The following is a 12,387-nucleotide window of genomic DNA, read 5'->3' on the forward strand; positions in this document are numbered from 1 at the left end:
GCTATTGAACAAAGCTGAGCACCTTATCTTTCCGGCTACGACGCGGCAAAGTCACATAAAAGCGCGTCCCCTCGCCTTCCTTTGATTCTGCCCACAGCTTTCCGCCGTGATTGCTTACAACCGACCGCGAAAGTATGAGGCCGAGTCCGAGCCCGTGCTCCTTCGTCGTCGCCCTGGCCTGAAAAAGCGCCTCCAGTTGCTCGCTGTTCATCCCCGCTCCGCTGTCGGAGACGGTGATCTGCACGAATGCTGCATCGACATTAGCCGCTGAAATTCGGAGTTCCCGTCGGACACATGGTTGATCCTTCATCGCCTCGAGGCCGTTGAGCGCGAGATTGAGTATAGCTTGCCCGATCAAGGTCTTATCGCACCAGGCCGTTAGCCCCTTTTTGACATCCAGAACGAGAGTCGCCTCCGTCTCTTGCACTTTGAGCTGCAGAAACGCGAATATGTCCGCGATGATGTCAACGACCGGCAGCACTTTGCGTTCGACACGCTTGTGCTTTGTGAAGTTGTACACTGATCGCATGATCCGGGTCGCGCGTTCTGCCTCGCCTTCGATCTGTTGCAGCGCCCAGCGGCTCTGCTCCAATCCGCCCGGACCATCCAGAGTGCGCAAACACCCGGCAGCATAATTCCGAATCGCGGCCACCGGCTGATTGAGCTCATGCGCGATTGCCGAGCCGAGCTCCGACATCGTTCGATAACGCGCCAAGACATGAACCTCTTCCGCCCGCCTTCGGGCGTCGCGTTCGGCTTCGATCCGTTCGGTAATGTCCCTGAAGTTCGCCAGAATACCCCCGACGTCCGGGTTCTTCGTCAAGTTTCGAATGGTGCATTCGATGTGTCGATAATGACCGTCGGCATGACGAATCCGCAACTCCATGCGTTTGGACGTTCCATCTTTTGGCATTGCCCGAACAAATGCGCCGACCTGCCTGCGCTCTTCCGCATGTTCAAGCGACCGAATGTTTGTGCCGAGAAGCTCTTGTTCCGTATATCCGAGAATATGCTGAATCGAGGGAGCGACATAGCGAACGATACCGTTCGGCATGATAATCATCGTGGCGCCAAAGGAGTCGGCCAGGAGGTGGCGAAGCCGCTCTTCCTGCTTCAGCACGCCGAATTGGCCCGCAGCATCGCGAAGGTGCAACAGCGATACCTCACCATAGTTGTCCAGCCTGTAACGTTGCTCGAAAACCTCGACAGGAAGAGCAGAACCATCGTGTAAACGGAACTGAACGACAAATGGCTCTCTGATCACGCTTGCCTGAGCAGATCGGCGCAGCTCTCGATAGCTCAGAAGAACTTCGTCCACCTCCATCGAGGTGAGGTCGGGGTTCTGACCGCGATACGCCCTGTGCGCCGCCTGATTGGCCCAGATAATCCGCCCATCGGCCTCCCCTACCATCAGCGCGCCATGCGGAGATCCGTTGAGCACCACAAGCGAGTCATGATCGTTCAAATCGGCTAGGGGCACGTCGCGCGACCTTCCGGCCAGCTTTGTAGCGATCCTCTCCATTCAGGCATGATAGCCGTTTAGTTAAGGGTGGCAATCACCGTCTTAAAGCCCTATGTAAACCTGCGATCCATCAGTGCGGAGCTTATAGGCCCTCACCGGTTCCCAGGCGGGACCGGTTTCCGCCTCTCCCGTCAACAGGTTGAAGCGCGCCTGATGGAGTGGGCACTCCACGCAGTTGCCCTCAACCCACCCTTCGGACAGTCGCGCATCGCCATGCGTACAGTGATCCGCCAGCGCGAAAAGTTCCCCGTTCACCCGGAAGATGGCGACATCTGTCCCTTCAACTACGCGGCTTACAGGCTGGTCTTCGACAAAGTCGTCCAGCGAACCGATGAGGTGCCACCGCAGCGTCACGGACGCATCACTCATACGGGTATCACAAGAAGCGTGTCCACTCGGGCATTCTCGAAGATCGCCCGCTTGGACTTATAGCGCCAGCCGCCGTCGGTGCGGACAACGACATCTTCATATCGGCCCACCTGGAAAATGTCGGCGTTCAGTTCATTCATTGCTCTCATGATGAGGTAATTCGACCGGGTGGTGACCTGATCGCCGGTCTGATCCAGGATTTCAAAGGCTGAAACGAAATGACGGTAGGTGTGGGCGTGATACACATTCGCCTCACGCATCGAAACAACACGGTCCCGCATCATCGCCTGGCTAAAGCAGAGCATGACCCCGGCAGGCAGCCCCTGATCGACATTCTCCCTCGGAAGAATCTCATAGGTCGCATCGGGCGTGAAGAAATCGGGCCACTCCTCGAACCGGCCGTCATCGATTGCCGAGATGTAGCGGGTCTGCAAGTCTTGCAGTTCCAGCTGCAGCAAAAACTTTTCCATTGTTCTCAAAATCCCATCAACCGCTGATAGCCCCGCCAGAAGCGGCGAATGTGATTCTCTGCCATTGGCACGCGTTCCTGGTCCTCTTCCGACGCCTCCAGGCCCATCAGCGCGATGGAGTGGCCCGAAGGACCGGACTTTATGCCATCCTGAACCAGTTCGATTGCAGTGCCGTCCTCCATTGAGATCAGTCCTGCCGGCCCGACCAGATTCATTTGCGTCAACCGATGTTGGCGCATTTCCGGCGTGTCGTCGGCATAACCGAAGAAGTTGAAGATCAACTCGAACTCGTCTGGCGCCTTCGGCAGGATATGCCGCACAGCCAGCACATTCTGGATCTGCATGATGACAAGCTGCGGAAAGATGCACTGCAGATGGTTGGCAACGAGTTCATCGAACTCCTGCCGGTTTTCGACGATTGCAGGATATTCAAGCGCGAGCTTGTCCTTGTAGGTCGCGATATCCTTGTAATCCGACGCCCCGGTCGGGTCCGGGGTAATGAAGAGATCGCCGCACGTATGCAGATCGTTGTTCTCACTGATGACCCGGGCCTTCTGGTTCGACCTGACAAGATTGAACCGTGCCTATCCGCTTAAGGCATACACCCACTAGATATGGTATGGTGGGTCCATTGGCCTGAGTAGAGTTCGGCAAAGGTCGGCGCCTCGATATCACTGGCGATCCCGAGGAGGGATCGGAAGGCGTTGAACGGGTAGAAGCGGCGATTGAAGCGGAAAGTGAACTCGTTGAGGTAGGCTTGCAGATGCTTGGTGCTGACGCCGTGGTGGATGCCGTTGAGCCACGCTTTGAGGTTTGAGAACACCAGATGGACGATGGGCAGGAACTCTTCGGACACCTCCGGGTCGCCACACTGGGCGATGGCGTGATGGTCGTAACCGCCGCCCTGCAACCCGCTATAGCCGCTCCAATCATCGGTGATGACCAGCGTTCCCGGCTCGACCGCGCTCTGTACAAAGCCACCAAGGGCACCGGCACTGCGGTCTGCACCGATGGCCAATCGAACCCTTCCGGCATAGCGTCCGTTCCGGCGGCGGTCCTGGCCAGTGCCAGGCTCCCGGTGACGAACTTCGACGGCGGCGACCACCAGCGTTTTGTGGTGGGTTCCCCGGCCTTCGCCGCGCGTTCGCCCGCCGATCCAGGTCTCATCGACCTCGACATGCTGACCGCTCTGCCCGCCGATCCGATCCTGATCGGGGCGCACCATCGCGGCGCGCAGTTTATGGAGCAGGCCAAAGGCCGTCTCGTACCGGGTCAGGCCAAGCTGGCGCTGCAACTGGACGGCAGATATGCCGGTCGTCTGACTCGCAACCAGGTAAGCGGCCCAGAACCACACGCTGAGCGGGATGTGGCTTCGTTCCATGGCCGTGCCGACCATCAGGCCGGTCTGACGGCGACACGAGCGGCACATCAGGATGACAGGCCGAGTGGTGAAACGAAACGGATCGCCGACGACGCCACAGCGTGGGCACGCAAATCCATCAGGCCAGCGAGCTTTTTCAAGCCAGGACGCGCAAGCGCCATCATCCGGGAAAAGCCGCTGGAACTCGGGGAGGGATTTCGGGAACGGCAGCTTGTCGCGGTCAAGAACGTCCACAATCCCCACCCTTTACAACCGCTTTGGGTGGCACCAAGCCGCAGGAAAAGTCAGGCGCGCGCCACAAGGCAGCCACTAGATGTAGTGGGTGTATGCGTCAAGCGGATAGGCACGGATTGAACGTCGCGTGAAAAGCGTGGAGGAGCGACGCATGATAGCCGTCGCGAACATTCTCCATATAGAGCTTCCAGTTGCCATGAATATACTGTCGGGTGGCACCCAGGAACTCGATAGGCTTGTGGAAGATGCGGTCGATCCCAGGCAGCATGCGCTCGCCCAGATATTCCACGATCGGCTCGACCTCGTCACTGAAGCTGCCGAAGATCAGCCCGCGATACGATGCAACACGAAGCTTTTGCAGACCGTTCTGCTTCAAATCGAACGAAGCCGGCATTCCTGCCACGCCCTGAACGCCCCGGCGGAAAGGAACACCCTCCAGATCTCCACGCGAATTATAGCTCCACTGATGGTAGATGCAGGCGTGACTGCGCGCATTGCCACGCTTCTCGCGGCAAACGATCGCGCCCCGGTGGGCGCAGCGGTTCACCCATGCTGCAAAATCCCCCTCCGGTGTCCGCGTCACGACGACCGGCGTGTCCCCAACGAACGTGCTCTTGAAGTCTCCCGGATTGGGCAACTCAGCCTCAAGCGCCAGATAGCTCCAGGTCGGACCACGAAAGATGCGCTCCTGCTCGAGGTCGTAGACTTCCCTCGAGCTGTACACGTCGAATGGAACGGACGACCCATCGCCACCCGGAAAGTGCACCCTCGCGTTGCGAGCTGGCTTCTCCGCAGCTTTTCCGGCGTCCGGCGTAGCCATGTTGGGCATAATTCAGATATTCCTTCTGGTCATTGTCTCGCAGGGATCGCCCTGCCTGGAGACCGGCAGCGTGGCGGCGCCTGCATCGACCGGACATTCGCGCGCGATCTCAAGTTTCACCTTTCGCCGCCGGTTTTCATCGCTGCGATCTTCCTGGCCTCAACAGGTCTCCTCCGGAGAAGCGGGTAGCAATAGGGGGCGGTCGGCGCCATTAGAGCGAACCCGCATGCGCTCATTGTTCACCCGACAAAGCTCGGGGGACGCGCCGCTACATTGGAGTGAACACCAAGCCGCCTCGGCAGTTGCACCCAATGCCAGAAGCGGCTGAATAAGCTATGCGGGAGATCAAGTGACTTTTGGTCGCAAACAGCTGGAAGGGTTCGAATCGGGCGCTGCTGCTCGACCGGATCGACGTTGTTTGCCCAGTTGATGACCGCCATTTTCAGACGCGGTCACGGTCAAGGCAAATTGAGAGCTCGTCTTGTAGGGAGGGCCTGGAATATGGATCCTGGCGCGATAGTCCATACCGATAATGATAGGCATCAATTCAAGGTGCATAGAAGCGCCTATGTCGATCCGGAGATCTTCGCCGCGGAAAAGGAGCGCATTTTCAACAGCTCCTGGTTGTATGTTGGCCACCTGTCCGAAATAGATCAGCCGGGTGACTTTGTTACGCGCAGGGTTGCCGGCAGGGACCTCGTGCTCTCCCGGGACTCGACCGGGGTGATGCGCTGCTTCCTCAATGCATGCCCCCATCGCGGCGCGAAGATCGTCCGTGAAAAGACCGGCAATGCACGAAGCTTCACGTGCATCTACCATGCATGGCAGTTCAACAACGCAGGCAAGCTGATCGGTCTGAACGGGCCGGAAACCTATGCGCCGGACTTCAAGGCTGACCCGCTTCACCAGCTCCAGCCTGTGCCGCTGCTCGATGAGTATCGCGGTCTTGTCTTCGTCAACTTCGATGCGGGTGCGCAAACGCTTCGCGAGTACCTCGCCGGCGCCACGGAGTTCCTCGATCTCATCATGGATCAGTCGCAGGAGCGGATGGTGCTGATCGGTGGTGTCCAGGAATATGCGATGCGCGCCAACTGGAAGCTGCTGGCAGAGAACGCGGTGGATGTGTTCCATCTCCAGCCCCTTCACCCGACCTATTTTGACATGATCGGGGCGCTCTCGGGAAGCCAGCCGAGCTTCCGTGGGTTGAAGGGAGAGGCGCATTATCTCGGCAACGGCCATACCGTTGTGGAAATGGATACCCCTGCCGGCCGGCCTATCGCCAAGTGGATGCCGGGCTGGGGCGAAGAGAGCAAAGCCAGCATCGAACGCGTCTACGCGGATCTGGTCCGCCGCTTCGGCGAGGAACGCGCCTTCCGCATCGCTAACCGGAACAGAAACCTGGTGCTCTTCCCCAATTTGGTGATCAACGATCACATCTCCCTGACGATTCGCTGCACCGAGCCGGTTGCGCCTGATGCCATGGATGTGACCGTCTGGGGCCTTGCGCCCGAAGAAGAGGCGAGCAACACGGTCGCGGTGAAGCGTCGTCTGACAAGCTTCATCGAGTTTCTGGGACCGGGCGGATTTGCGACGCCCGACGATATCGAGGCACTTGAGCTGTGCCAGAAGGGCTTCGCCAATATGCGCGAAGCACCCTGGAACGATGTCTCCAAGGGCATGGTGTCCGACACCGCAAGCTGGATGGACGAGGGACAGATGCGCTATTTCTGGCTCGAATGGCAGAACCGCCTCCTCAGCAATTCAAAGGTCGCAGCATGACTGCCGGGGATCGTCCGTCCAGAGCGAGCATCGAGGAGTTCCTGTTTCTCGAAGCCGAGCTGCTCGATGCCTGGGATCTGAACCGCTGGCACGAGCTCTTTACCGAAGAATGTCGCTATCTGGTGCCCACCCCCAGCGCTGATCCTTACGCGTCTCCTGATTCCACCCTTCATATCATCGCGGACGACGCGTTCTTGTTGAAGGAGCGGGTAAAGCGGTTGCAAAAGCGCACCGCGCATGCGGAATTTCCGCATTCCAGGACGCAGCGCCTGATCGGAAACGTGCGGGTCGTCTCGGACGATGGCGACGAGATCCATGTGCGTAGTACGTTCGCCACCTTCCGGTCCCGGTACGGGAAGGTCGACATCTATTATGGGCGACACGAGCATATCCTCGTCGCGGAGGGTGGGACGCTCAAGATCAAGCAGAAGCGCTCCATTCTCGGCATGGAGGCACTCCGGCCGCAAGGCAGTCTTTCAATCATTGTTTGAGGGTCAAAATGCGCGGTATTAAAGGCAAAGTAGCGATCGTCACGGGTGGCGCTCGAAGCATCGGCGCCGCGATCGTCAGGGAGCTCGTGCTGGAAGGCGCCAGCGTGGCGATCGCCGATATTCTCACTGAAGAGGGCGAGGCTCTCGCCCGCGAACTGGGTAGCCAGGTGCTGTTCTCCGAGACGGATCTACGATCCGACGAGCAGATCGAGCGCTGTGTCGACGCAACTGTCAAACAATTCGGCCGCATTGACTTTCTCATCAATGCCGCGGCGAGCTACCACGACAAAGGGTTTGAAAGCTCCCGCGCAGACTGGGCGTTCACCTTTGATGTGAACGTGTTCGGGAGTGTCGTCCTTCTGCAGAAGGCTCATCCCCACCTGGTGCGTTCGGGTGCCGGTGCCGTGGTGAACTTCAGCAGCGAAAGCGCCCACGCCGCGCAGGCAAAACGGTGGGTCTATCCCTGCACCAAGGCTGCCATAGAGGAGCTTACCCGCTCCCAAGCCCTGGATGTCGCGAAAGACAATATCAGGGTTAACGCTGTCATACCGGGTTGGACATGGTCCGCTCCCATCAAAAAAGCCCACGCTGAAAATCCCGAGTGGGTGGAGCAGTTGGCGGCCCAATTCCATATGAGCGGCCGCATCGGCTCCGCAGAGGAATTGGCCAGAGCCGTGTTGTTCCTTTGCTCCTCAGATGCCAGCCTCATCACCGGATCCATGCTCCCGGTCGACGGCGGCCATCTGGCCCTGGGGCCTCAGGGCACCTTGGAACTCTTGCCTCCGAAATAGAAGCGGCAAGGTCAGCCCGCCTGTCCATCGTCAGGTGGCGACGAATCGTGTATCGAGCGGGCTCTCCACCACGTGTGGCCGCTCGAGATACGGGCGGCTGGCTTAAGCTCCTCAATGTCGACGGGCCACGAAAACACCGCCCCTTAGTCGGAGGCGGGTAGAGGTGGTCGAGCCCGCACGGGATTATCACCTTGCCAGCCCACAGAGGCAGCGCGATAGCTTTCGAACATATCGTTCAGATCCGGGCTGAACTCGATGAATTCGACCATCCCTGGCAAGGATGTCCGCGTATCAAAAAAGCAAACGCGAACCCCGCCCGGCACGTCGGCCTCATAAACCGCTTTGAAACCGCGATCCCGATAGCTCTTCACACTTCGATCGAAGTCAGATGTGGCGATCCCAAAGTGGTGGAACCCTACTCCAAAAACGGATTTCCGGACTTCACCATATATAGAAGGAAGATCGTCGAGCTGCTGGATGATTTCATACTGCATCTCTGCGCCTGCGACATAGCCCATTGCTACTGCAAGGGACATTTGGGTCGGCTCTCCACAATATAGCTGTCGCTTGAATGTGCCCCGCTCTCTGAGAAACCATGGTCCGACATTCAGTTTTTCGGTGAGTTCGCTCATCGTTGCATGAATGTCGTGCGCGACAAAACCCATCTGGATTATTTTTTCCCAGGAAGAGATCATTTTACGGCCTTTCCGTTGATCTGGTATTCAGCCCGTGCAAAGCGCACGCCCTGAAACGGCGCGATCGCCGGAGAGGCGGGCTTTTGCCCACAGGCATCACGAAGCCGAGCCGGCAAGCCTGCCAAGCTCGACAATATCGTTGCAGATAAAGTCCCATGGGCCAGTGGCTTCAAGGTCCTGATCCTGCGACGGGCCATGCTCGTGCGGGCGCACAACAAATGCGGTGTGCATGCCGATTGCGGCTGCTGCCGCCAGGTCGTCATTATGGGCTGCGACCATGACGCACTCCGCTGGCTGCAGGCCGAGAACATCCGCCGTGTCGAGATAGCATTGCGGATCGGGCTTGTAGCGGCGAACGACTTCGGCCCCCAGAATGCAGTCCCACGGAAGGCCCGCGCGCTTGGCCATGTTGGTCAACAGGCTGATGTTCCCGTTCGACAAAGGGGCGATCAGGAACCTCGCGCGGAGCAGGTTCAGTCCCTCGACGGAATCGGGCCATGGATCCAGCCGATGCCATGCCATGTTAAGGTCCAACAGTTCGTCGTCCGTGAATCGACCTTGATCGATGCCGGCGTTTCGCAGGCTGTCCCGAAGATTTTCGAGATGCAGGACGTCGAGGCGGACAAACGGCCGTTCTCCGCTGCGGATGCGTTCCATCGCCGGCTGGTACCGCTGCCGCCAATCGTCCGCAAACTGCTCTGCATCGCTATCGATTCCATGACGCGAAAAGAAAGTGGACACTTCTCGAATGATACCGCCGCGCCAATCAACCACTGTCCCGAATGTATCGAACAGCATCGCCCGGATGAGAGGCAGCGGCCGCGATCGGGTAGCAATCAATTATCTTCTCCAGCCGATGGAGAGCGCGACAATAACGGCCGGGACGATCAACAGCCATAGGTGCATCCCCCCGCCCGCGCGCACCGCGCTGTCGTGAACGGCGAGGCGGCGGCCCTCCAGGAGGCGGGCCCATCGGCATGATCCCGGCGAGTTGGGGCAAACACTAATAGGCTTCCCTGGTAGTCCGGGTAAAAATGCTAACAATACCGACACGGGAGTGGAAGCAGATGCCGTTCTTCATGGTCGCAGCGTCACATTCTCCGCTGTTGGATTTTCCTGCCCGCGAGAGCTCTTCGGTGCTCAACATTCTCGCGGCCCTCGAGCAGGCGCGCGCGCGCATTCGCGCGTTCGATCCGGAATTGGTCATTCTCTTCGGCGTGGACCATTATGGCGGGCACCACATGGACTGCATGCCTTCCTTCTGCGTTGGCGTTGAAGCGACCGCCATCGCAGACGTCGGAGGTACGCCGGGACGGCTCAATGTGCCGCGGGAGCTTGCCGTCCAGGCGGTCAAGGCGATCCGTGCTGCCGGAGTCGACACCGCCGTGTCCTACGCGATGGACGTGGATCACGGCTTTTCCCAAGCGCTCAAGCGGCTTTTGGGCGGCGTCAACGCCTATCCTGTCCTCCCCATCTTCGTCAGCTGCCTTCAGCCGCCGTTTAGCCCGTTTGCGCGCGCTCGCGCGCTTGGCGAGGCGGTCGGCAGCTTTGCACGCACGCTTGGACAGAAGCGCATATTATTCATGGGAACGGGTGGGCTCGCTCATAACCCTTATCACCTGTTCCCGCCGATCGACGAGGTGCAGCCCGAGTGGCGCCCCTACATCCTTCATGGCAAGGCACAGTCCGACGTGCCGCAGCAGGACTGGCTCGACTACGAAATCCGGGAGCATCACGTCGGCGCAAAGATGCTTATCAGCGACGAAATGACCCATGAGATGGTGGGCTTGAACGACAGGTGGGACAAGGCTTTCCTGGCGACCTATTGCGAAGGTGCGCTATCGACGTTCGATCAATGGGACCCCGAACAGGTCATGGCGGAGGCAGGCATCGGGGCGGTCGAGACCCAGTCCTGGATCGCTGCAGGACAAGCAATGCTCACCGCATCGGGCGCAGTTCCTCGAGTCATGTTTCATGAAGTCTCGATGGAGGTGGGGATCGGGTTCGGGATAGCAGATGCCGGACCGGCATAGCTTCGTTACCGGCCGACCCGCACCGATTTCGATCAGATGGAGAGCTATGCCCCATGGCTTATGACAACACGGATCCTCGATCGCTGCTGGCCGGCGCGAAGGCGCCGCCGCCCGTCATCGATTATGCCGATGCCGAGACGATAGAGTTTCACAAGATTCCACCTTCCGAAACGGGCCCGGGGTATAAAACCTGGTACGGGAGGGGGCAGAACGTCGTGATCGCCTATTCCGAGGTGGAGCCGGGGGCCGTACTCGCGCGCGAAGCCCATTGCGACGAGTATATGGCGTTCTTTCCCGACCAGGAGATCACAGCCGACATCGACACGTCGAACGGAAGTGCCACCGATGTCGGCTACCAGCTCGCTATTGTTCCGCCTGGCGACAGCCAGATCAAGATCACGTCGGGACGTGGCGTGGTCATGCGGGTTTTCAGTTCCTTCTCGCCGGACCTGGCCGAAAAGAGCTACAACGCGGCCTCTTACAAAACGCCGCACCCCAACGTAGCGCCATTCCAGGCGTGGCCGGACCCGCCGGAAGGGTTCAAGCTACGCCTCTATCCTTTTAGCGTCGAGCCGACCGAGGGCCGCTTCGGCGTGCTCTACCGATCCACCAATATGATGGTGAACCTCTTCCCTGTCGCGGAGGAACCGCGCGACCCGAACAAGATGTCGCCGCACCATCACGATGACTTTGAACAGTGTTCCCTGACCTTGCAGGGGGACTTTATGCATTATATTCGCTGGCCCTGGACGGTGAACAAGGCCATCTGGCGCGATGATGCAAAGATCAGGTGCTCGGCTCCGTCAATAACGATAATTCCGCCTCCCGCCATCCACACCTCGCAGGCTCTTGCACCCGGCCCCTGCCATCTGATCGATATTTTTGGACCGCCGCGCGTCGACTTTTCGCTGAAGCCGGGCTGGGTTTTGAACGCCGACGATTACCCGATGCCATCGCCGGATGGGGAATGAGTCGACTTCATATAGAAAGCTGAACATGAGCGAAAACCGTCCTCATCCTCGTGAATTTCGCGCGCGTCTGGTGAGGGGCGAACCATTGCTGGGTACGTTCATGAAGGTACCGGCCACTCAAAACACCGAAGTCCTCGGCATGCTGGGCTTCGATTTCGTCGTGCTCGACGAGGAGCATGCGCCATGGACCCGCGCGACGCTTGACCAGAGCCTGCTGGCGGCGCGGGCGGCTGGCACCGCGGGGATCGTTCGCATTGCCCGCCCCGACGCCGCCAGCGTCCTCTCCGTTCTCGATGATGGCGCGATCGGCGTCATGTGCCCTCACGTCGATTCTGCCGAAAAAGCACGCAACCTCGTTTCATGGGCAAAATATCATGGAGGCATGCGCGGCGCCGGCGTCAGCCGTGGCTGCGATTATGGCGCGCTTCCTGACATGACACGGACGGCTGACAGCTTCACAACGGTCATATGCATGATCGAAGATCGTCAAGCGCTTGACGTCATAGACGATATATCGAAGGTCGAAGGCGTCGATGCGATGTTCCTGGGACGTGGCGATCTCGGGCTTTCACTGAGCAACGCCAGCGATCCGGTGCCGGCGCTTGCTGACGCCGTCGAGAATGTGGTCCACATCGCAAAGGCGAACGGCAAAGCCGTGTCGGCCGTCGTGCAGTCGATGAAGAGCGACGAGGCCAAATGGTTGATCGACCTCGGCGTCACGGCCATGATGGTTGCTCAGGATCTTGCCTTCATGCGGCAGGCTGCCAGCGCCGCACTCAATGATTTCAACGAGGTCATGAAGGGTGTCGGCCAGACACCCTAAACTGGCGT

At 59.2% G+C, this 12,387-nt stretch carries 15 protein-coding genes; 7 read left to right on the plus strand and 8 right to left on the minus strand.

What is annotated here, in order from left to right:
- Position 1: 1 nt before the first annotated feature.
- The 4 genes from BSL82_RS10950 to BSL82_RS20005 form a co-directional block, all read right to left on the minus strand.
- On the minus strand, positions 2-1,465 hold the full coding sequence (locus tag BSL82_RS10950) for a two-component system sensor histidine kinase NtrB (RefSeq protein ID WP_226998435.1): 1,464 nt from the start codon (positions 1,463-1,465) through the stop codon (positions 2-4).
- A 99-nt stretch (positions 1,466-1,564) separates the two neighbouring features.
- Positions 1,565-1,891, minus strand: a complete 327-nt coding sequence (locus BSL82_RS10955) for a non-heme iron oxygenase ferredoxin subunit (protein WP_072597559.1) — start codon at positions 1,889-1,891, stop codon at positions 1,565-1,567.
- Entirely contained in the window at positions 1,888-2,361 is a 474-nt protein-coding gene (locus tag BSL82_RS10960) for an aromatic-ring-hydroxylating dioxygenase subunit beta (RefSeq protein ID WP_072597560.1), read from the minus strand. The genes BSL82_RS10955 and BSL82_RS10960 overlap by 4 nt, the downstream gene beginning before the upstream one ends.
- A 5-nt stretch (positions 2,362-2,366) precedes the next feature.
- Positions 2,367-2,705 carry an SRPBCC family protein gene (locus tag BSL82_RS20005; protein WP_072597561.1) on the minus strand — a complete coding sequence of 113 codons (339 nt, stop codon included), beginning with the start codon at positions 2,703-2,705 and terminating at the stop codon, positions 2,367-2,369.
- Between BSL82_RS20005 and BSL82_RS21620 the strand changes: the two genes are divergently transcribed.
- Positions 2,589-2,957, plus strand: a complete 369-nt coding sequence (locus BSL82_RS21620; protein ID WP_335743914.1) for a hypothetical protein — start codon at positions 2,589-2,591, stop codon at positions 2,955-2,957. The genes BSL82_RS20005 and BSL82_RS21620 overlap by 117 nt on opposite strands.
- Here BSL82_RS21620 and BSL82_RS10975 read toward each other — a convergent pair.
- Positions 2,954-3,976, minus strand: coding sequence for an IS1595 family transposase (locus tag BSL82_RS10975; RefSeq protein WP_048575010.1), 1,023 nt, complete (start codon positions 3,974-3,976; stop codon positions 2,954-2,956). The genes BSL82_RS21620 and BSL82_RS10975 overlap by 4 nt on opposite strands.
- Before the next feature lie 97 nt (positions 3,977-4,073).
- Complete coding sequence (locus BSL82_RS10980) at positions 4,074-4,700, minus strand: Rieske 2Fe-2S domain-containing protein (protein ID WP_226998436.1); 627 nt, start codon at positions 4,698-4,700, stop codon at positions 4,074-4,076.
- 648 nt (positions 4,701-5,348) lie between these two features.
- Between BSL82_RS10980 and BSL82_RS10985 the strand changes: the two genes are divergently transcribed.
- From BSL82_RS10985 to BSL82_RS10995, 3 genes are read left to right on the plus strand one after another with little or no spacing between them, the layout of a single operon-like run.
- Complete coding sequence (locus tag BSL82_RS10985) at positions 5,349-6,575, plus strand: aromatic ring-hydroxylating oxygenase subunit alpha (RefSeq protein ID WP_226998437.1); 1,227 nt, start codon at positions 5,349-5,351, stop codon at positions 6,573-6,575.
- Positions 6,572-7,066 carry an aromatic-ring-hydroxylating dioxygenase subunit beta gene (locus BSL82_RS10990; protein WP_072597564.1) on the plus strand — a complete coding sequence of 165 codons (495 nt, stop codon included), beginning with the start codon at positions 6,572-6,574 and terminating at the stop codon, positions 7,064-7,066. Before BSL82_RS10985 ends, BSL82_RS10990 begins: the two co-directional genes overlap by 4 nt.
- Before the next feature lie 8 nt (positions 7,067-7,074).
- Entirely contained in the window at positions 7,075-7,857 is a 783-nt protein-coding gene (locus BSL82_RS10995) for an SDR family oxidoreductase (protein ID WP_072597565.1), read from the plus strand.
- Positions 7,858-8,000: 143 nt separating this feature from the next.
- On the opposite strand, the gene BSL82_RS11000 is transcribed toward BSL82_RS10995, so the two are convergent.
- Complete coding sequence (locus BSL82_RS11000) at positions 8,001-8,552, minus strand: VOC family protein (RefSeq protein ID WP_072597566.1); 552 nt, start codon at positions 8,550-8,552, stop codon at positions 8,001-8,003.
- A 96-nt stretch (positions 8,553-8,648) separates the two neighbouring features.
- Positions 8,649-9,350, minus strand: a complete 702-nt coding sequence (locus BSL82_RS11005) for a haloacid dehalogenase type II (RefSeq protein ID WP_072598737.1) — start codon at positions 9,348-9,350, stop codon at positions 8,649-8,651.
- A 281-nt stretch (positions 9,351-9,631) separates the two neighbouring features.
- Here BSL82_RS11005 and BSL82_RS11010 point away from each other — a divergent pair, with 281 nt between their 5' ends.
- Genes BSL82_RS11010 through BSL82_RS11020 form a run of 3 tightly spaced genes read left to right on the plus strand, consistent with a single transcriptional unit; the run spans position 9,632 to position 12,379 of the window.
- Positions 9,632-10,585 (plus strand): DODA-type extradiol aromatic ring-opening family dioxygenase, encoded by a 954-nt coding sequence (locus tag BSL82_RS11010; RefSeq protein ID WP_226998702.1) that lies wholly within the window; start codon positions 9,632-9,634, stop codon positions 10,583-10,585.
- Between the two features lie 53 nt (positions 10,586-10,638).
- Positions 10,639-11,556, plus strand: coding sequence for a cupin domain-containing protein (locus BSL82_RS11015; protein ID WP_072597568.1), 918 nt, complete (start codon positions 10,639-10,641; stop codon positions 11,554-11,556).
- A 25-nt stretch (positions 11,557-11,581) separates the two neighbouring features.
- Positions 11,582-12,379: an HpcH/HpaI aldolase family protein gene (locus tag BSL82_RS11020; protein WP_072597569.1), complete on the plus strand. Its 798-nt coding sequence runs from the start codon at positions 11,582-11,584 to the stop codon at positions 12,377-12,379.
- Positions 12,380-12,387 lie beyond the last annotated feature (8 nt).

The organism is Tardibacter chloracetimidivorans (assembly GCF_001890385.1).
GTDB classification, from domain to species: domain Bacteria; phylum Pseudomonadota; class Alphaproteobacteria; order Sphingomonadales; family Sphingomonadaceae; genus Tardibacter; species Tardibacter chloracetimidivorans.